19 protein-coding genes and 1 riboswitch are annotated in these 20,440 nt (G+C 48.2%); of the genes, 6 read left to right on the forward strand and 13 right to left on the reverse strand.

Annotated features, from left to right (window positions below):
• Positions 1-136: 136 nt before the first annotated feature.
• A riboswitch (SAM riboswitch) is annotated at positions 137-276 on the reverse strand.
• Positions 277-406: 130 nt separating this feature from the next.
• From AC0WRU_RS19985 to AC0WRU_RS20000, 4 genes are all read right to left on the reverse strand, one after another.
• The gene (locus tag AC0WRU_RS19985) at positions 407-1,126 is read right to left on the reverse strand and encodes a Cthe_2314 family HEPN domain-containing protein (protein WP_476126063.1); all 720 of its coding nucleotides are present in this window, start codon (positions 1,124-1,126) and stop codon (positions 407-409) included.
• Between the two features lie 52 nt (positions 1,127-1,178).
• Positions 1,179-2,945 carry a UbiD family decarboxylase gene (locus AC0WRU_RS19990; protein WP_476126064.1) on the reverse strand — a complete coding sequence of 589 codons (1,767 nt, stop codon included), beginning with the start codon at positions 2,943-2,945 and terminating at the stop codon, positions 1,179-1,181.
• A gap of 129 nt (positions 2,946-3,074) precedes the next feature.
• Positions 3,075-4,007, reverse strand: coding sequence for a COX15/CtaA family protein (locus AC0WRU_RS19995; protein ID WP_025684722.1), 933 nt, complete (start codon positions 4,005-4,007; stop codon positions 3,075-3,077).
• 219 nt (positions 4,008-4,226) lie between these two features.
• Positions 4,227-4,571, reverse strand: coding sequence for a thioredoxin family protein (locus AC0WRU_RS20000; RefSeq protein WP_476126065.1), 345 nt, complete (start codon positions 4,569-4,571; stop codon positions 4,227-4,229).
• Positions 4,572-4,792: 221 nt separating this feature from the next.
• On the opposite strand from AC0WRU_RS20000, the gene AC0WRU_RS20005 reads away from it, so the two are divergent.
• Entirely contained in the window at positions 4,793-6,082 is a 1,290-nt protein-coding gene (locus AC0WRU_RS20005) for a DUF2515 family protein (protein ID WP_476126066.1), read from the forward strand.
• Between the two features lie 24 nt (positions 6,083-6,106).
• Here the strand turns inward: AC0WRU_RS20005 and AC0WRU_RS20010 are convergent, their stop codons facing one another.
• From AC0WRU_RS20010 to AC0WRU_RS20040, 7 genes are all read right to left on the reverse strand, one after another.
• A complete protein-coding gene (locus AC0WRU_RS20010; RefSeq protein WP_476126067.1) occupies positions 6,107-7,741 on the reverse strand; it encodes a putative polysaccharide biosynthesis protein in 1,635 nt (544 codons plus the stop codon).
• A 131-nt stretch (positions 7,742-7,872) separates the two neighbouring features.
• On the reverse strand, positions 7,873-8,352 hold the full coding sequence (locus AC0WRU_RS20015; protein ID WP_025684726.1) for a DUF456 domain-containing protein: 480 nt from the start codon (positions 8,350-8,352) through the stop codon (positions 7,873-7,875).
• A gap of 51 nt (positions 8,353-8,403) precedes the next feature.
• Entirely contained in the window at positions 8,404-9,153 is a 750-nt protein-coding gene (locus tag AC0WRU_RS20020) for a Cof-type HAD-IIB family hydrolase (protein ID WP_025684727.1), read from the reverse strand.
• A gap of 82 nt (positions 9,154-9,235) precedes the next feature.
• On the reverse strand, positions 9,236-11,314 hold the full coding sequence (locus AC0WRU_RS20025) for a peptidoglycan D,D-transpeptidase FtsI family protein (protein WP_476126068.1): 2,079 nt from the start codon (positions 11,312-11,314) through the stop codon (positions 9,236-9,238).
• Between the two features lie 181 nt (positions 11,315-11,495).
• On the reverse strand, positions 11,496-13,580 hold the full coding sequence (locus AC0WRU_RS20030; RefSeq protein WP_476126069.1) for a peptidoglycan D,D-transpeptidase FtsI family protein: 2,085 nt from the start codon (positions 13,578-13,580) through the stop codon (positions 11,496-11,498).
• A gap of 20 nt (positions 13,581-13,600) precedes the next feature.
• Positions 13,601-14,752: a transglutaminase domain-containing protein gene (locus AC0WRU_RS20035; RefSeq protein ID WP_476128688.1), complete on the reverse strand. Its 1,152-nt coding sequence runs from the start codon at positions 14,750-14,752 to the stop codon at positions 13,601-13,603.
• 16 nt (positions 14,753-14,768) lie between these two features.
• Complete coding sequence (locus AC0WRU_RS20040; RefSeq protein WP_476126070.1) at positions 14,769-15,254, reverse strand: hypothetical protein; 486 nt, start codon at positions 15,252-15,254, stop codon at positions 14,769-14,771.
• Positions 15,255-15,467: 213 nt separating this feature from the next.
• Here AC0WRU_RS20040 and AC0WRU_RS20045 point away from each other — a divergent pair, with 213 nt between their 5' ends.
• The 3 genes from AC0WRU_RS20045 (at position 15,468) to AC0WRU_RS20055 (ending at position 17,391) form a co-directional block, all read left to right on the forward strand.
• On the forward strand, positions 15,468-16,637 hold the full coding sequence (locus AC0WRU_RS20045) for an MFS transporter (RefSeq protein ID WP_476126071.1): 1,170 nt from the start codon (positions 15,468-15,470) through the stop codon (positions 16,635-16,637).
• A 145-nt stretch (positions 16,638-16,782) separates the two neighbouring features.
• Positions 16,783-16,881 carry a YjcZ family sporulation protein gene (locus AC0WRU_RS20050; RefSeq protein WP_245233457.1) on the forward strand — a complete coding sequence of 33 codons (99 nt, stop codon included), beginning with the start codon at positions 16,783-16,785 and terminating at the stop codon, positions 16,879-16,881.
• Between the two features lie 168 nt (positions 16,882-17,049).
• Positions 17,050-17,391, forward strand: coding sequence for a toprim domain-containing protein (locus AC0WRU_RS20055; protein WP_025686382.1), 342 nt, complete (start codon positions 17,050-17,052; stop codon positions 17,389-17,391).
• Positions 17,392-17,521: 130 nt separating this feature from the next.
• On the opposite strand, the gene cyoE is transcribed toward AC0WRU_RS20055, so the two are convergent.
• Positions 17,522-18,466 (reverse strand): heme o synthase, encoded by a 945-nt coding sequence (cyoE, locus tag AC0WRU_RS20060; protein WP_476126072.1) that lies wholly within the window; start codon positions 18,464-18,466, stop codon positions 17,522-17,524.
• A 205-nt stretch (positions 18,467-18,671) separates the two neighbouring features.
• Between cyoE and AC0WRU_RS20065 the strand changes: the two genes are divergently transcribed.
• Positions 18,672-19,655: a metal-dependent hydrolase gene (locus tag AC0WRU_RS20065; protein ID WP_476126073.1), complete on the forward strand. Its 984-nt coding sequence runs from the start codon at positions 18,672-18,674 to the stop codon at positions 19,653-19,655.
• 262 nt (positions 19,656-19,917) lie between these two features.
• On the opposite strand, the gene AC0WRU_RS20070 is transcribed toward AC0WRU_RS20065, so the two are convergent.
• Positions 19,918-20,139 carry an alpha/beta-type small acid-soluble spore protein gene (locus tag AC0WRU_RS20070; RefSeq protein WP_025686385.1) on the reverse strand — a complete coding sequence of 74 codons (222 nt, stop codon included), beginning with the start codon at positions 20,137-20,139 and terminating at the stop codon, positions 19,918-19,920.
• 120 nt (positions 20,140-20,259) lie between these two features.
• On the opposite strand from AC0WRU_RS20070, the gene AC0WRU_RS20075 reads away from it, so the two are divergent.
• A complete protein-coding gene (locus AC0WRU_RS20075) occupies positions 20,260-20,427 on the forward strand; it encodes a hypothetical protein (protein WP_007431986.1) in 168 nt (55 codons plus the stop codon).
• Positions 20,428-20,440: the final 13 nt, after the last annotated feature.

Raw genomic sequence — 20,440 nt, forward strand, 5'->3', positions numbered from 1 at the left:
GTGCTGCGACCCCCTTCATTCTTCCTTACCCTTTTAAGCGACGTTCATCTCTCAGGATTTATAAAATTCCTACTCTAAAATTATACAAAAAGAGCCCCTTTCACAGAAATGAAAAGGGCCCCACCATGCGAACCTTTTCTTATCTGTCAAAACCGTTATAAGTCTAGCGGTTTTGTAGGAATTAGCACCATAATGTTCCCTTCCGGTGTTTCACACCGGAAAAGAACGGGTTGCCGGGCTTCATCGGGCCAGTCCCTCCACCTCTCTGGATAAGAAAATATGTTAAACTCCAGCTTTAGCTGTCCGTTAAATTTGATATATAAAATCATAATTCAAGCATTTTCTGAAACTAGATTTCAGTATAGATAGTTTACATAGCTTTGTCAAAGGATATTTTCTGACATAATTATGGATGAGCTTCCCGATTCTCCCACTGTTTTGCCGTATAATGAAAGGCAGTCGCCAGGGAACGGTTTACCGTCTCCAGACCTTGCTTCAAATCCTCCAGGTGATGATCCAGATCCTCCAGTTGTATCTTGCCGTACAAAGCACGATGTCGCTGCCAGAGATCATCCTGCATTTCCGTATTCATATAGTGTATCTCCGTATTACGCCGCTTGCGCAGTCGGTTAATAGCATCGGTATATGAGTCCTTGATATCATTTAAGCTGTCCGTCATTTCAGGATGCATTTTCAAATATCTCAATTGCCGCAGCACTGTAAAATACGAATAATGTGCCTTGTACTGACCCGTTTTCAGATCATACAGATCGTTGAGCCAGTTCCCAAGCTTATCCAGAATGGAAAATACCCGCACAAACCCGTCTTTATAAAAGAAGACGTACAGCGCGTAATCCGATTTCTCATCCACGCTCATATCCTCGGCATATCCGGCTTTGACTTTCGTTCGGAAAAAGGCGGCAGCATGATGGCTCTGCTCCAGCTCATCCAGAGATGACATCAGGCCACGTGTCAAAATATCCGCCTTGCGAAAATCATGAGTCGGATCTCCACTGGCCTGAATTTGCCGCTCCAGCAGCTTCAGCATGTCTGACATGCTATTCATAGCATCCAGCAGGCTGCCCTTGTTCACACGTGGCGGCTCGCCTAGTAGCTTGCGTATCATGCTCACCCCTCCTTTATGAATGTAAAATCCGGTTGTTGGGTTGGCTAGGGCGTCAAGCGAAATAACTCGTCCACCGTTGGTCTACAAGCTTAACAATATCCTCGCGCGGCAGCACTTCATCCGGGTAGCCCGGCTTCATACGCGCATCCACTACAATGGGCAGCTTATAGTTCAAATGATGCAAACGTACCTCGCTGTCTGCATACATATCCGTAGCCGGGTTAAACCGCGTAAACACCGTCCACAGGAATGATGCTTGTGAGCGAACGACTTCCTTGGCATCATCTACAATAAAGACAAGCGGCCATTCCTGCTCACCCGCAGACAAACGCTCCAGTACCCGCGCTGCCAGCTCAGGCTCCTGCTCAAAGGTCGCACCGGATACGACGAGACATCCTCCGCAATACGGCTCAATTTCGCGAATACCCGGCAGATCGCCTCCTTCATAGGCACGATGCAGTTCACGTACAGGCTCACCTACACCCATCAGGATTGCTTTACTGCCGTGATTCAGCTTACGGCCCGTATAATCAAGTGTATCGTGAGACGTATGATTGAAAATAAATAAATCCGTCGCTGGATTAAATCTCTCCAGAATGGTTTCCAGCAGCAGGTTAAAATCAGATAAATCGATGACCCGATCCGTCAGCATCAGGAATTTGGTTAATGACAATTGGCCCTGTCCCAAAATGGTAAAGCCTGATACCAGCGCTTCGCGGGAATAGCTTTCACGCACAACTGCCGCTGCCAATGCATGTACACCCGTTTCTGCGTAAGCCCACAGAGACTTAACGGAAGGCATCACAAGCGGATAAGCAGGTGACAACAGACGTTGTAAAAATTCACCGAGATAATAATCCTCCTGCCGTGGTTTACCTACAATGGTTGCTGGATAAATGGCATCCTTACGGTGGTACATATGCTTGACATGGAATACAGGGAAATCATGCTGCAAGGAATAGTAGCCAAAATGATCGCCAAACGGCCCTTCCGGACGACGTTCGTGAGGCGGCACATAACCGCTGATCGCAAATTCGGCCTCTGCCGGAATCCGGTGACCGCCGAGTGGGTCTTCTGTCATTGGCAGCTTGCCGCCCATAATGAGCGAGGCAAGCAGCAGCTCAGGCAGATTTTCCGGTGCCGGAGCAATTGCGGATGCAATCAGGGCTGGCGGCCCGCCGATAATAATGGTCGTAGGCAACGGCTCATTACGAAGCTCAGCTTCATGATAATGAAAGCCGCCGCCTTTATGGATTTGCCAGTGAATCCCGGTGGTCTGATCATCATAAATCTGAATGCGATACATGCCCAAATTATGATCCTTGGACTGACCCGGCTTCTCGGTATATACGAGCGGAAGCGTGATAAACGGCCCCCCGTCATCCTGCCAACTCGTCACTCTTGGAAGTGGAGCCAGCGGAGCATCCGTACGGCGAACTCCCAGTACAGGAGCCTCGCTGTGGGATACCGTTTTCAGCCCTACTTTTAGCATGTCCTTAATCAGCCCACGTTCATTCCACAATGCCTTGGGGGTAGGTGGAAGCAATGTTTTGGTCGCCCCTACAATCGTATCCATCAGTTGTTCCGGACGAGGCCCAAAGGCCATATCCACACGGCGGTTTGTGCCAAACAGATTACTGGCTACAGGGAACGGAGTACCTTTTACATTGGTGAACAGCAATGCCGGGCCTTCTTCCTCAATAACTCTCCGATGAATTTCGGCCAGTTCCAAATAAGGATCGACAGGTGCTTCTATAATTTGAAGATTATTTTCTTTACGTAGCGCTTCAATAAATTGGCGCAAATTCTGGTAGATCAACTGGACGATTCCTCCTAAGCAAATCAAGCCCTCGAGAAACTCGCGGGCCTGGTTTGTTTCTTATATGCTATTATACGTGCTTCAACGCCTCTTGGGCAAAAATCCGCTCCACTATGATCTATGAAATGCTTAGGTACGTTGTGCTTGGGTCGGAACAAGCTTGCGGTCCGGTGACAATTGCCATACACGATAGCTCAGATAAGCCAAGATGGAGAACAACGATGCAATCACCAGCATATGTCCCAGCACGATAAACATGTAGATTTCAGGTCTGTTGACGTACAACAAGATAATTCCAATCACCACTTGAAGCAAGATTAACAAGACCGATACGACACCCAATATACGGATATCCCGGTGATTCGGGTGGTAACGGTATGAGTAGTGACCCACAGCCAAGATAATGACGAACAGCAGACCAGCTGAAATCTGATGAAGCAGCAGCGGAGATATGAAGCCCCCAATATTTACAACCTTCTGGATGACCGAGTGACTAAGCAACGCCCCTGAATAGACAGCAATATAGGTATAAATCGTCGATAGCCATATAAAGTTACGAAAGCCCCGACTGACAGGCCCAGGAATCAGACGCGGGGTGTAGCGTGAATCCGCATGCTCCTGCCAGGCCCCCAGCGTCATCATGGTCGCACTGGCAAAAGCGATAAGCGCAAAGCCAAAATGCAGCCCCATGACTGCAGCAGATTGGGAAAAGATTACAGCCAGTGCCCCCATCGCTCCTTGTATTATGACAAACATTAACGTCAGCAACGAGAATAGCTGTAAATCCTTACGATGCTTCATAAACAGCAAAAAGCCAACAAAAGAGGCAATGGAGAGTATGCCAGCCATGGCACTAACAGAGCGATGCGTAAACTCAATAACAGATGCGATCGTATGCGCCGGAACCAGCTTGCCGTTACAGAGCGGAAATTCACGTCCGCAGCCCAGCCCCGAATCCGTCCGCGTCACGACGCCTCCACCGAAGGTAGCCAGAAACATGACAATACATGTTACGAGTGCAAGCCACTTTAATATTCTGATTTTGTTATTCAAAGAATTCACCCGTATCCTTCCAAATATAATATTTATTCACTTCATAATGTTGTGAAATGATCACTTAAAATAATTATAACTGATATATCGTTCCTTGACATACGTGCTTTGTTGACAAAATGTGAACGTGTCCCGTGAGAAAGCCGCCCCCTTTGGAAGGAAGCGGCTTTCTGAATGCCCTAATGAATAGAATTCCTCTCGGAATCCTTATGCCATGCACAACATCAATTATTTAGCCAAGCTGGCGTGTACTTCCACAGCCCGATTCAAGAACTGCTCGATTTCTTCGCGGGATTTACGCAATCTGTTCACCAGACGCACCAACTCGCGGCCTTCACTGTAAGCGATAAAGCTGGGAATACCCAGTACGTTTTGCTCCTGGCTGACGCTTTCCGCCTGCTCTACATCAATCTCAATTAGTGTAAGCTTGTCTGCATATTGCTGTTCCACATCAGGCATGAACGGATCAATGAAATGACAATCTCCGCACCAGGTCGCTTTAAACACTGCTACTGTTACGCCAGAAGTGGATATTGCCTTATTAAAGTCTTCATGAGAGACGATCTTTTGCATGGATGATTCCTCCTTGAATTCTGTTTGTAAAAAAAGAACTTGTGCTTTCTATTGTAACGCTAAGTAGCGCTTTTGCACACTCCCCTATTATTCCCGAATCACCGATTGGAAGCCCTGCTATCGAGACATACTAACAATATACTTCAGAACACACTTAGAACATCCCTGCATACTTAGCGGAATATGGAGTGTTCTCAGACTTTGAATGGAGGTTATCCAGTATGTCTTTCACCGAATGGTTTCATGTGGCATCACGCCAGCTTCAGGGGGGGCTAAAGCTGCTGGGTTCCGTACCACGTGCTGCGGAGGAAGCGTGGGAAGGCAAGCGGGCGGCCTGGACCGAGTCCCGCAAGCTGCGCTATCCACTGCGTGAGCTGCCGTGGGATGATCAAGCCGCACAGGCCGCCATGGATGAAGCCGAAGCACTCATGATGGGGAATGGACCGGCTTCCCGTCCCTATACCCTGAATATGCCCTTATCCGAAACGGACTGTGAGCTGGTCGAACGGATCAAGAACGATACGGCACAGGAAAATCGCAGCAACATCACCCGGACAGCCGCTTATCTTGAGTGCTATCACGGCTACCCCGAGTTACATTGGGCGCTGCTGGCTCATCTGGTTTCTCGCAATGGTGGCTATAACATGACCGATTTGAAGGGCGGTCTGATCGACAGTCTGTTCGGCGAACAGGAAAAGGAATGGTTATATCGGCTGCTGGAGCGCTGCAATGCCCTTATTTTTCAGGACGCCTACCCGCAGCTGCAATTATACATGCACAGCCGTCATCTGGGCCGAAGCTTCTTTCATTTGCTCCCCCATTTTCATGTATCACCATTCATGAGACCCTTCTGGGAACGTTTCTGGGCTTGGAGGGACAGTTCTCTCTTAAGCGTAGCCCTGATCATCAATGAACAAAACTATATTGAGGGCCGGGTGGTGAAAGATCCGTATTTCCAAAAATTTGTGACGCACAAGCTGGGCTTTTATTTGCACGATTGGCTCCAGTTGAATCAGGTCATATTTCCGCTTGGGCTAAACGACGGCCTCACCGGACTTGTAATGGAGCGATTCGGCCATCTGGATGAGCGGATCGGCTTCGGTAAAAGTCTGTATGCCATGCTGTTCGGTCACCAGCAGGTGCTGGATCAAGTAACAGCATTCGCTACCAGCGTGCCTCACACTGGCTCACGCAGCGACTATTGGCCGGGACTATTCACTCCGCACAAAGAAAAAGCGCTGCGCTCTCCTGAAGAGAGTGCAGCGCTACTGGCACATAAATGTCTACTGCCGGGACAACGCCTGTACAGCCCCGAGCTGAACGCCGTCTGGTCGGATACGTCTTATGATCCGATCCCCCGTTACGACTGGTTTCAGGACGGCTCCACGCTCGGGCATTTCAGCGAACCAAGACGACCGCTGTTATTTGCCATGCGGCATGAACACCTCCATGGCATCCAAAAAATAGCGATGGCCCATGACGCGCATGCCAGCCTGCGGCCTTTCCACTGAAAAAGCTGGAGAACTGCCTATTTTTTAGCCTCGTTGCCCTGTGGACTCACGCTGGAGACGCATCAGCGGACGCAGTACCTTTTGCAACACACGCGGGTAGTTACCCAGCTCATCCCGGCGCAGTACGCGCAGCACAACCAGCAGCACCAAATAGCATACCAGTACAGCCGCTCCGGCAATACAGCACGCGATGAAGAAGGCCACACGTGCAGGCATGATATGAACCAGCAGAATACAAGCCTCATTCACACCATATCCAATGGCTCCCGAAAGCACGACTGCGGTCAGAAAGCCTGCCCAGCGACGGCCCATGATTGAGAAGGATACGATGCCTTTGAGCACATGCAAATTCAGCAGCGTAATCACGAGGAAACATAATCCGGTTGCGGCAATGATGCCGTAAATCCCGAGCCAGCCAGCCAGCAACCAGCTCGCAGCCAGCTTAACAACGATACCGACCAAAACATTAACCATTGAAATACGCGGTTTGCCCATGCCGATCAAAATCGAGTTAGAGGTCATCATCGTGATCTGGAATATCGTTCCGAGTGTCAGAACAGCGATAATCCCGCTGCCTCCAAGCGAACTGAACAGTAAGCCATTGATGGAATAGGCGGTTACACACAAGGCCAGCACAATCGGCATTCCGGTCAAAATAGAGATCCGCAAGGCCAGCGTCATCTGATTTTGCAAATGCTGTTCATCCTTGCGGGCAAAAGCCGCCGAAATGATCGGAATGAGCGATTGACTGAGCGCGATAGCCAAAATCGGCGGAATCCCCGCCACACTCTGCGCACGTGCTCCCAAATAACCCAACTGGGTCGTTGCCTGATCCAAGCCGATTTGGACGGACAGTAGTCTAACCACAATCGACGTATCAATAAAGTTAACGGCCGGAACTGTCAAAGAAGACAATACAATTGGAATAGATAGCGTAAAAATGTCTTTGTAAATGCGCATCATCGGCAGTGCGGAGCTTTCCTCCTGGAATTGCTCTTGTCGATCCTGACGATCCTGGCGACGCATTTTCACCGCGTAATACAGCATGACCGCCAGTGCGCCAATGCTTCCCATGACACCCCCAAACGATGCCCCGGCCGCCACCTCACGATCTCCATAACCGAGCTTTAAAATAATAAATGCGAGCAAAATAGCAGTAGCCACCCGTGCGACCTGCTCCACAATTTGTGAAATACCGCCTGCGGTCATGTTACCGCGCCCTTGGAAGTACCCGCGCATCATGGCAATGGCGGGAAACAGCAGCAAGGCAGGTGCCAATGCCTGAATAGCCAAGGCCGACTGAGGAACTCCCGCCACATGCTCGGCAAAATAAGGCGCTCCAAAATACAGCACCACCGTAATGATAATGCCAGCCGCCGCCGCAAACAGCAACGCCGCATGGTACACACGTCGTGCTTCTGAAGGCCGATTCAGCGCATAACGCTCGGAGACCATTTTGCTCAACGTGCTTGGAATGCCTGCTGTAGCCACCGTGAGCAACATCAAATAAGCATTGTTCGCAATCGTAAACGAGGCGTTCCCGACGGAACCGAGCAAATGCTCCAATGGAACGCGCTGTACCAGACCCAGCACTCTCGCCACCAAGGCGGCTGCGGCTAAAATAAGCGTACCTTTAAGGAATGTTTCTTTATTGGACAAAATGCGTTCCCTTCTTTCTTGCTGTTGACACGCATGCAAAAGCTCCGCAAAGCAGTCATGGCCTGAGCCATCACCGGTGCGGAGCCGCATGTCGATTCTGTCTCTGCAAATCACAAACATAGGATGTTAAGCTAGAACACCCAAATCAAGAATACAAGAATCATGACAAGCTGTAAAATTACTTTCATCACGGTACTGGTAAACAGCCCTAATACAGAACCAAAGCCCACTTTAATCGCTCGATCCAGCGGGGCCTTGCTAATTAGTTCACCCAGCACAGCGCCAATAAACGGCCCTAAAATCAGACCAAACGCTGGAATAACAAAAGGGCCGATAATAATCCCGATGGTACTAAGGATCGTGGACAGACGCGAGCCGCCAAATCGTTTGACCCCCCACGCAGTGACGGCATAATCTGCAACAAATAGCGCAACTACTATTAGTGTCTGTATGATCCAAAACCATACATTATATGGAGCAAACGAGAAAAACCAGCCGTACACAAAAAATGCAAAATAGATGGCGAGCGCCCCTGGCAATACGGGATATACCGCCCCGGCCATGCCAACAATGAACAGCGCAACGATAATAATCCAGCCTACAATGTCCATTGGCTCCCTCCTTCTCGTCCAATTATCCCAGATGTTTTAATATTCGTTTTCCTAGACAAGTACATAATCGCGGATAACTTCAACGATGCCATCTTCATTGTTCGAAGCGACGACCAGATCGGCCGCTTCTTTTAGCGTATCCTGTGCATTGCCCATCGCAACACCCAGTCCAACCGCTTGAATTACAGCCAAATCATTCAGACTGTCACCTACTGCGACTACCTGCTCCATTGTAATCCCGAGCAAATCGCATACTTCTGCAATCCCACTGGCTTTCGATATGCCCGCCGGGTTAATTTCCAGATTCGTCATGGAAGAGTTGGAAATTTCAAGTCCGCCCATATCCTGAAGCTTAAGCAAAATTTGATGACGAATTTCGTCATTTTCCGTATTATAACCGAATTTGAGCCATTCCTGTGTATCCAATGTATCCGGCCAACGATCTCTGTTATATAATTCCTCAGTGGAATATGCCCAGAACCAGGACCCTGTTTCTACAGCAATCCGGTGCATTTTCCGAACTAGCTCCTTATCAAGCAAATAACGGCGCCACAGCTCATGAGGGGATTTCCATACCTCACTGCCGTTTACCGTTACCATAGGCGTATCCAGACCGAGCTGTTGCCCGTAAGGCAAAGCATGCATCGCCGCCCGTCCGGTAGACAAGCACACGTGAATCCCCTCTTGAATCGCCTTATTAATCCAGTTGATCGTTTCCAGCGTAATTTCATGATTGTCGTTCAATAAAGTTCCATCCATGTCGAGCGCAAGCAGTTTATATTTATATTGGTTTTCTCCCATGGGTTCTCTTCCTCCTGTATGTCCCTTATGTCCAACGACATTTTACCATGAAAAAGAGTAGCCCACAAAAGAATTCAAATCCTCACTTTGCGGTCTGCCGCTTTTTAGGGATACCATCCAGCCCGTAAACCTCGTCATATGCGTCAAATATTTTACGCGCCACAGGTCCAGCACTCGTCGCGCCAAAGCCCCCTTCAGGAATAATGACCGCGACGGCCAGCTTCGGATTTTGACGCGGAGCAAAAGCAATGAACACACCGTTATCTTTAACAGCACGTCCCACGACCTGCTGGGATGTCCCCGTTTTACGGGCATAATCATACGGAAACCCGTTAAATGCGCTAACATCCGTAGCCATACCGCGAATCACCGTATTCCAGTACGTATCTGAAAAAGCGACCTCATTTAGCACCTTGGGCTTGAACTCACGCACGAGGTTGCCTTGATCATCCACAATTTTACTGACCAAATGCGGCTGCATACGCTCGCCTTTCGTTGCCAACACGGTCGTATACTGGGCAAGCTGCATCGCCGTATATTTCCCCTGTTGGCCAAAGGATGCCTGTACCAAGCGTGTCAGCGCACTTTCATGCTTGCTCGTATACTCAAGTCTGCCTGCCCACTCGCCCGGCAGATCGACTTCAGTCGGTACGCCTAATCCAAATTCCTTCATATACTTGTCCCATACATCAATTCCCTGATGTACCTCTGCATGACTGCCATATTTGGCATACAGCGGCTTGCCGATCATATCCACCATGAAAGTATTCGATGAGACTTCAATTGCCCTGCTGGGGGTAAGAGGACCATACACATGTCCACTCGAATTACCAACCCGGCTGGAACGATTTTTACCATAGTACGCGCTCCCCGTATCCAGATAAGTTTGTCCGGGAGAAAATAAGTTTTCCTTCAACCCGATCAGCACGGTTAGGGGTTTAATGGTTGAACCCAGCAGCACTGAGGATTCCGGGTGCGGACCCGCTTTTCCACTAGGGACAGATTTAATCGTTCCGTTCCCCATTTTATGCTGAATTTCGTTATATACCGAAGGGGATGTACTTCCCGTCTTCCATACATTGGAGTCATAGTCCGGCATACTTGCCATCGCTACGACATTTCCTGTCTCGACCTCCATCGCTACAGCGAAGCCAGTGGTGGCATCGCCGTGGAGCTTACCCGATACCGGATGGGTATGAAGCCAACGAAGCTGATCCACAATCGCTTGTTCGGTTTTTTGCTGAATCTCCTTGTTGATGGTGGAATACAGATGGTATCCCTTTTTCGGCGGAGTAATGGATTCAATGCCTTCCGGCATGCTACGCGGATTTACCTCTACCGTTTTATAGCCGTTTTTTCCTCTCAGCACATCCTGATACTGAAGCTCCAAGCCATCATATCCGACGGTCTCACTTTCCGAGTAAACCTGTTCGGGTCTTTGGACCTCCGAATTGGCTTGATATAGCTCTTTGTACTTTGGCCGATTGGTCCGCGCTCCTTTGAACTTGTACATATATCCAATCGTTTGCACCGCCACCCGATCCGGGTCATAATGGCGGATACTTTCTTCTACAATCTCAATTCCGGGAAACTCCTGCCTGTGCTCCAGAAAATATGCGATTTCCTCCTGATTTAAGTCAGATTTGATCAGGCGCGGAGTAAAGCCCCTGTATTGAGTATAGTCCTTGTCCAGTCGTTCCTTAATTTTCTCTACATCAAGGTGCTCGCCCTCTGTACTCCCTAACTCATTCAGCTTGGCTGCAAGCTTTTCAGCAAAAGCATTAAACTCAGGAAGCAGCTTTTTTCCCGGCTTACGCTCTTTTTCTGCAAGTTTGCTATAATCCTTTGATAAGGTCACATACAGCGACTGTACCGGAGTTGAATACGCCAGCTTGACGAGACCTGTAGAGTCATAAATTGTGCCGCGACTTGGGGCTAACGGGACATTTTTCGTATTTACGGATTGCTGCTGCTCCTTCAGCTCTGCCGATTGCACAAACTGTAAGACCGCCAGTCTGGTAATGATAATGGCAAATAACACAAAAACACTGAAAAAAAGAAGATTAGTCCGAAAAACTGTCCGCTTTTTTTGTGCTTCTTCATTCTCATCATGACTTTTCTTTTTGAATGAAAACTTCTTATCCAAGCTTCCTCTGTTCATATTAGCTGGTCATTACTCCTTCCAATTAGGGTTTCATATTCCTGATCCTACCATATCTAAAGCAATAAACGATGAATTTAATGGTGACAATTTTGTAAGAAAACGTATAAAGATCATAAAAAAAGCTCCCCTCAGCACAAAGGCCGAGAGAAGCTTGAATGAATTATTACGTAGTACTTTATTATGGCTGTTTAACTGCATTAGGATCGGATGCTGTAGCATCCTTTTTCTTAGGCACTCCGTCCAAACCATACACCTCATCATAGGCGTCAAAGATTTTGCGTGCCACAGGTCCAGCGCTCGTCGCGCCAAAACCTCCTTCGGGAATAATGACAGCTACGGCCAGCTTCGGATTCTTTCGTGGTGCAAATGCAATAAATACCCCATTATCTTTCAGTTTCCCGCCTACGCTTTGCTGAGATGTACCCGTTTTGCGGGCGAAGTCATACGGGAAACCATTAAATGCGCTGACATCTGTAGCCATCCCGCGTATGACTTCATTCCAGTAAGCATCCGGGAATTTCACTTCATTCAGCACCTTTGGCTTAATCGTTTGGACTACATTGCCGTTGGTATCTTTAATTTGACTGACCAAATGCGGCTCCATCCGTTTCCCCTTGGTCGCGAGCACTGTCGTATATTGTGCAAGCTGAAGCGTTGTATATTTACCCTGTTGACCAAAAGAAGCATATGCTAATTTGGACAGTGACGACTCGCTATCATTATGCGCATACTCTCTTCGTCCTGGCCATTCAGTTGGTAAGTCAACCCCCGTCAGCACACCTAGTCCAAATTCCTTCATGTAGCGGTCCCATACATTCACACCCTGATCTTCCTTGGCATTATTAATGTACTTGTTATACAATCTTTTGCCGACCATATCGACCATGAATGCATTGGAGGAATGCCGAATGGCAGAAGCCGGGTCCAACCCACCGTACACATGACCTGAGGCGTTCCGAACTCGTGACGAATTGTTACGCCCAAAATAAGCCGCCCCTGTATCCTGATAATAGGACGATGTACTGAATAGATTTTCCTCTAGACCCACTAATACAGACAGCGGTTTGATGGTGGAACCGAGCAGTACAACTGACTCTGGATGTTGACCCGATTGACCGGAGCCAAAGGAGCGAATAGTACCATTCAAATATACATTTTGAATTTTCTTATAATTATCAGATGATATATTTCCGGTTTGCCAATAGTTCGCATCATAATCCGGCATACTGGCCATCGCGACTACATTCCCTGTATCCACTTCCATGGCTACAGCAAAGCCTGTTTTGGCATAAGGATGAGTCTTGCCAGATACAGCATGGGAATGCAACCATCTCAATTGATCCATAATGGCGTTTTCTGTTTTAACCTGAATCTCCTTGTTGATGGTGGAATAGACGTTATTCCCTTTTCGCGGAGGAGTGATCGAATCCACGCCTTCCGGCATGTTGCGCGGATCAATTGGGACGGTTTTGTAACCATTTTTCCCCCGCAACTGTTCCTGATACTGCAGTTCCAATCCATCAAAGCCAACAGATTCGTTATCCATATAAATCAGGCCTGGGTCATTATCTGCGGAAAGAGACTTCTGAATGTCTTTATATTTTGGCAAAGTTTCACGCGCACTTTTGTAGCTTTTAATGTAACCAACGGTTTGGACAGCCACCGTATCCGGATCATAATGTCGTACGGTTTCCTCCACAACATCTACCCCTGGAAACTCACTCTTATGCTGCATGAAATAGGCGACTTCATCTTTATTAAGATTGGTTTTAATCAAACGGGGCGTAAAACCGCTAAACCGCTGATAGTTCCGGTCCATAGCGTCCATAATTTGCGCTGCCGTCATTTTAGGCTCATCTTTATTGCCATATTCAGCAAACCGATTTGCCAGCTTTTGTGTCATATTCTCCAGCTCAGGCAACAGCTTTTTATCATTATCACGAAATTTTTCCACACCATCACTGTAGTTCTTGGAAAGCGTGATATACAGCGACTGTACCGGTGTAGAATATGCCAGCCTGTTCTGACCGGTTGAATCGTAAATCGTTCCGCGAATCGGCGTAAGCGGCACATTTTTGGTAACATTACTGGCCTCCTGCTGCTTAAGCTGAGGGCCCTCCACAAATTGAAGTATCGCCAGTCTTACGATAATGACCGTAAATATAATGAACGAGCTGAAAAAGAACAGATTGATCCGGAAGCTGAATCTTTTTCGGTCGGACGTCTCGTTTTCTTTTCCCTGCTCGTTGTCCATCTTTCTCATGTGCCCTTTTCCACTCCTTTTTAAATCACTTTATCCTTGATATGTGTCTGGGCAAAACCAGGCGGATTAAACCAGTCTCCACTCTGCGCCCAGGTCGGGTCTAACGGTACCCACTGATTCTGCCCACTCAAGTACACTTCATTCCAGGCATGTGAACCGTAGCCTCCCTGTCCGTTGTAGCCAAGCCCGGTCACCACCTTGACCTGAAGTCCCTGAGAACGGGCCATCACCGCATACAGGCGGGCATAGTCAATGCAGACCCCCTTGCGTGTATCAAACGTATCTCTGGGCGTCTGCTCATGCCAGTCACCACGCTGCTCATAGGCCTCTACTTTGCCGTAATCATAGCTAATGCGCGTGCCTACCCACTGATACAACGCTCTGGCTTTTTGTTCATCGCCGCTTGCCCCCTCTGTAATCTTGGTCGCGGCCTGCTCAATATCGTTTGGAATATCCCGGTCGATCATTTCATATTTACGCTGCAAAATGCCGTTCAATTCCTTGGTGACGGCCTGCGTAAATACGGGCAGCTTATCCTTAATCAGCGTACCGGACAATGGTTCAATGACCGATTGCGCCCCTTGTTTATAAATCGGTGAAGCCTGAACATAGCTGCTAAACCCGCTGTCCGGGTATAAACTTACACCTATAAACAGCAAGGCTATGACCATCACAGCGCGTGCTCCACCGATAAGGGTACCAATCCCGGCCCCCGCCAGCCTGCTGAAAAAGCCCGATCTATGTTCCTGCTCACGCAGAGAGGCATCCGATCTGCCACCCACCACCATCACATAAATCGCACGCAGCACAAATTGCGCGACAGCATAGCTGAGCATGAACAATACGGCAAAACGCAGCAGCGGAAAGCCCTCCAGCCCTGCTACAAGCGTATAATAAAATTGCTCAATTCCGCTCAGTCCCCGTTGCGGCAAATGCTCCATATAAGCGGCCAGCCATTGCTGCACCTTCGGTGAAAGCCACATAGCCAACCCTAATGAGCACAAAATCCCGGCAACGGTCAGTATGCCATCCACAATGAGACCGAATAGTGCACCTACAGATCTGGAAGCTCCTCGCCGCCAGCCCTGTATTAATGACAAAAGAACGATAGCGATCAAAAACACCGTCACGCCATTCCAATGAAGGACAGGCTCCAGCCAGGATGGTTTCATCATGCTCCCCCTGTCTTTACGGCGACTGCGGCGACTGTTGTGTTACAGTCGAGTCTTTCGCACTTTCGATATATTTCTTGACGGTGTCGCTCATGCTCCACTCGCCCAGCGGCATACCCTGAAACCATACCTTGACCTTATCGCCATCGAACGGACCTTTTACCTCCAGATTGGAGCTGGTTACCGAAAATGTACCGTCTCCGTTAGAGGTGTATTTCGCATCCCGTCCTTCCTTGATCATCATGTTCAGGGCCTCGCTCTGAAACTTGTTAATCGCATCATCCTTCGCCTGGGTAACCACCTTACCGACCTGATCAAAGGAAATACCGCTGTAGATCAGCAAGCCCACAACCACCACTATGACAATCAGCCATTTAACAAGGGTCCTCACAACCTTCAATATGACAAGCAATAGGACAAGCCCGATTAATATATACAGCCAGTTATCCTGAACGATCTGCCAATTTTGTTTTAAAAACTCTGTCCAGACGCTCTTGTCCATTTCACTACACTCCCGTTTTCAACTGCATCTTTTGAATTGTAAAATCGTCTCTGTAATTATACATGATTACATAACTCCCTGTCAGCTTAGCTCTTTTCCGCCTCTTGTCCGCACAAAAAGGGTCTATGTTCGTCCACTCCAGCGTACAACTTAGAAAGAGCTAGTGCCACATAGCAGCATAGATAGTCCATTTAAGGAAAGGGGGTCATCCACTTGAAAACAGCCCTCTGGCTGTATCTGTTTTTGTTCATCGCTTTTTTTGATCTGCATGCACAATATCCTATTCTGACACCATTCGCCATCTCTCTGGGCGCAGCGCCCACCTTTATTGGCTGGATGCTGGGCATATACTCCCTGACTCATCTGCCCGGTAACTTAATGGCGGGGCCAAGAGTAGATAAACACGGCAGCCGCCGATATATTATGTTCAGCCTGACAGCCGCAGGGATCATCCTGATCATTCAGGCATACATTCATACGCCATGGGAGTTGCTTTTTCTTCGTGCCATCAGCGGCTTTGTGCTGGCCTTTTTGTCCCCTGCTTGCATGACTATGCTCGCGCAGCTATCCGATCATCCGGTTACGCAGGGCAAATATATGTCAGGACATGGCGTCGTTCACACGCTGGCCTCCGTCCTGTCTCCAGCGGCAGGCGCGTTCATTGTAGCCAGCTTTGGGTTTAGCGAGACGTTCCGTTCCCTCGGTATCATTCTTGTGGTTACAGGACTCATGGCTTATTTTACATTACCTAAAAAAGCACCTGCTCTCCAGGCTCAACTGTCTGACGGGCATGCAGCACCCGCTCCCCTGACCGGGGCACAGCCGCTTTTACCATTCAATTGGCGATACCTGCTTGTACCTTTTGTTTTGGCGTGCGCACAAGGCATTTTATTTTACGAAATCCCGTTACGCAACAATGGTACTGCGTCCATGATGTCCACGGGACTGCTCTTTTCCATTATCAGTCTGGGAGCGCTCTGTACACTCAGTCTGCTTTTTCTGAACAAGTATTCACCGATGATCCGGCTGATTTGCGGCATCATACTGATGTCCCTGTGCTTCTATGCCCTCGCCACCTTGCCCGAGCCAGTGATTGGAATCGTACTCTTTATACTGGGAACAGCCAAAGGCATTACCTTTCCAGCGCTGGCCTCACTCTTTATACGGCTTGGAGGAGCACGGTTGGGCAAAACCTTTGCGCTGCAATCCATTGCAACATCTATCGGCTCCTTTGCCGGACCGGTGCTGGCTGGCCAGCTCCCCGTTCATTTTTCACCTTTTTTTATTGCTTTTTTGATTTTGATGACCGGCTTGCTGTTCATTCCCATTCAGCGGCTATTCCCAACACCGCCGCTGTCTGCCTCAGGGCCGTATCATTCCTAGATCGCTTGAGAAGCTCTCCCTTTAACGCCCAAAGTTCCTTACAAGAAGGCGAATGCACAGTACCTAAAGCCCTTATCAACATAGACTGGTTTGACTGAACATTTATGTATGAAGGGAGGTGCATTTCGTGAGCCACTGTCATCCTGTGAGCCCAGTTTCTTGTTGTGGATTGGGGACTTCGACTGGCATCATTCTCGTTCTTTATATTCTGCTCGTCATTATTCTCCGTACTTGCTGGATTTAATGTCTGAATTGCCCTAACATGCCGCCCTTGTACCCATGCCTGCCACTTCTGGCAGGCTGTTTTGTTGCTTTTTTTTGCATGAGAACCCTGTTTGGAGCTACACTATACACATATTCTTTCATTTCCCGGGGAATTTCGAGCACAGGCTTTAGGCAGGGGGTGAGCAAGATGACGATTACCGTTATCGTTGAAGGGAAAAATGACCGCAGTAAACTTCGTCGTTTACTTGATCCCGAGGTTCATATCTTATGCACCTTCGGCACGCTAAACTCAGTAAAACTGGAGTCCCTCCGCAAGCAGGCCAAGCATGACGAAATATACTTGTTTATGGACAATGACAGCTCAGGCAAAAAAATACGGGGTGTGCTTGCCGACTCTTTTCCAGATGCGCTTCATATATATACCCGCAAAGGATACGCAGGAGTAGAAGGCACACCAGATGAATATGTGATCGCCCAATTGGAAAAGGCAGGACTGGAAGAGTATATTTTATACCCGCCTGTTCCCTAGTTATAAAACTATAGTTATGAGAACCCTAGTCATGAAAACCATCCACAAAAAAAGCTGTCCGCCAGGCCGATTTATGCCTGATGAACAGCTAAATGTTACACGCAATTAATTTTATTAAAAATGTCTTGTCTTAGAATTTGTGAACCGTATCCACGATCATCAGCAGAAAGCTGAGTGTCAGATGGTTAATGGAAAAGAAAAATACTTTTTTAGCCCATGAATCCGTCTCTTCTTCTTTAATGGTAAAACCTTTAAAGGCATAAAATGCCCAGAGCACAGACAGTAGCACGGAAACAATCATGAAAATCATGCCAGCATATCCATAAGCATACATCAGGATCGGTACCGGAATCAGCAGCACGATATAAGGAATCATTTGAATTTTAGTACGCTGAATGCCTTTCACGACAGGCAACAACGGAAATCCTGCTGCGCGGTATTCTTCGACCCTGCGGATTGCAAGTGCCCAAAAATGAGGCGGCTGCCATAGGAACAAAAGAGCGAATAAGAGCCATGCGCCCAAGTCAATACGACCCGAAGCGGCCACATAGCCGATCACAGGAGGCATTGCGCCCGAAATACCGCCAATGGATGTACTCCATGTGGATGAGCGTTTCAGCCAAAGCGTGTAAATACCGACGTATACGAACATGCCGAGTATACCGAGCAATCCTGCCTTGACACCAGAAAAAAAGAACAGTACAGCCAGCCCGACAACGCCCAAAATAATAGCGTATGACAACACCGTTGTGGGAGTCAAACGCCCTGTTGGCAGTGAGCGATTGCGTGTACGCTCCATTTTCAAATCCAGTTCACGATCAAAATAATTGTTAAAAACACAAGAAGACGCCATAACCAGCATTGTACCTACCAACGTCAGAATCAGCTTTATATAGTCAACGTCCCATTGTGAAGCCAACCAAAAACCGCCAAATGCCGCAACCAGATTGGTGCGCAGAATACCTGGCTTGGTGACCGTTATAAAATCTTTCCATGTCCCAGCCTTACCGGGTGGTTTGGATTTAACCGAATAGGTAGTCGTATCCGAAGTAGCCTCATAACTAATATTATCCACTGTGAGTAACTCCCCCTTTGAGATGTATGAATTCGGGAGTAAGTTGAACTCCGATATAAATTTTATCATATAGTTTCCGTAAAAAGTTTGACAGAAAACGCACAAAACGTTCACAATTTCGATGACGAATCGACCTTGCTGATCGTTTACAGTAAATTAGGGTAGTAATAAGTACAGGATACAATACAAAAAAGGAGCGACAAATATGGATACAGCCACACACTTTGTCATGGGGATCGGGTTGGCCGGGCTGGCCTACACCGATCCTGCCGTCGCCGCAGATCCAAAGTTGGCGGCAGTCATACTGCTGGCCACGGTCGTAGGGTCACAGGCACCGGATTTTGACACCTTGCTGCGATTAAGAAACAATGCAGCCTACATCCGCAATCATCGTGGACTGTCGCACTCCATTCCCTTCTGGTTGATATGGATCTTGTCCATCACGGGATTAATTGCTCTTATTTTTAGGGATGTACCTGTCGGTCATGTCGCCCTGTGGGTCACGATTGCTGTCTGCCTGCACGTGTTTACAGATTTGTTCAATACGTACGGGACACAGGCATTTCGGCCGTTTACGTCCAAGTGGATATCATGGAATATTATCCACATCTTTGATCCCTTTATATTCGGCACCCATGTTGCTGCTATTCTACTGTGGATCACTGGACTGGTTTTACCAGCTCCCTTATTTATTACGTTGTACATCATTACAGGCCTGTACTATATTTGGCGTACCTGGAGTCATTTCCGTACCAGAAACGCGGTACGTGATATGGACCCCGAGCGCCAGCCGGACGATATCTATTATATCATTCCCACGGTTTCATGGAACCGGTGGCATGTGGTAAAAGCTCATCAGAATGGAAGTTATGACATTGGCGGACTGAACGGGAAGCATCTTTTTTGGACAAAACATGCGGTTCCGTCCACACATCCTGCCGTAGAAGCATCCAAATCCTACCGTGATGTGCAGGCATTCCGCTATTTTTCTTCCTTTGCTGTTGCAGAGGTGGAAGAGCTGGAATGGGGCTACATTGTGCGTTGGGCGGATGTTCGTTATCGGCATCGGAGGCAATATCCCTTCGTGGCCGTCGTCGCCATGGATAAGCAGTTTGGACTGATCAACAGCTATATCGGCTGGCTCAGCCATGAAAAGATGCAGAAACGCCTCTCCCTGCATACGAATTAAAAAAGCATATCAGCAAGCAACGCGAACGACAAACAGCAAGTCTCCCCTGATCCCCGGAGCTTGCTGTTTTTTTGCCGTTTACAGAGAAAAATCCATCCCTCCATGAAATATCTACATGAAAGCGCCCTCTTGACGAAGCGGACTTGTGTGATTCACAATGGTCATAAGCCATGCGCGCAAAAAATCCGGAGCATGATTGCTCCGGATTTTCTTCATCACAGTTGCTCATAATACAGCTTCCAAGATGGGGTGTTTATGTGTATTACTGCATACGGCCACTGCCCGACAAGGATTGCTCTGCTTGTTGGACCAGCTTTTTAGTGATGTATCCCCCGAGAGAGCCTGTTTCGCGGGAAACGACGTTACCGTAGTAACCATCTTGAGGAATTGTGATGCCGAGTTCTTGAGCGGCCTCATATTTTAATTGTTGTAAAGCGGCGTTGGCCTGCGGTACTTGCAGGTTGTTTGAACGACGTCTGCTCATATTTGAATCTCCTTTCAGTTCTTTGTGAGTGAGGTTCATTGCAAGCTTGCAAGATTATTATGGCTCGCCTACACCTGCTTATTCCTAAAATTCAACATTCGAACGCTGGAGGTTTTTCCCATGAGCAAAGGTCTATCCTTGTGGTTCGCCGTTTCATCTATTGTCCTGCTGACGGCAGCCGCCATATCCATCAGTTATTCCGCTTGGCTTGCCATTTTACTGGGCCTTCTCTCTGTCGGCAACATCGGCTGGGGCTTTGTTGTTAAGGCCAGACAACGTCGCTCCTGAGACATTTCTGGTA

It is taken from the genome of Paenibacillus sp. 1-8 (assembly GCF_056316205.1).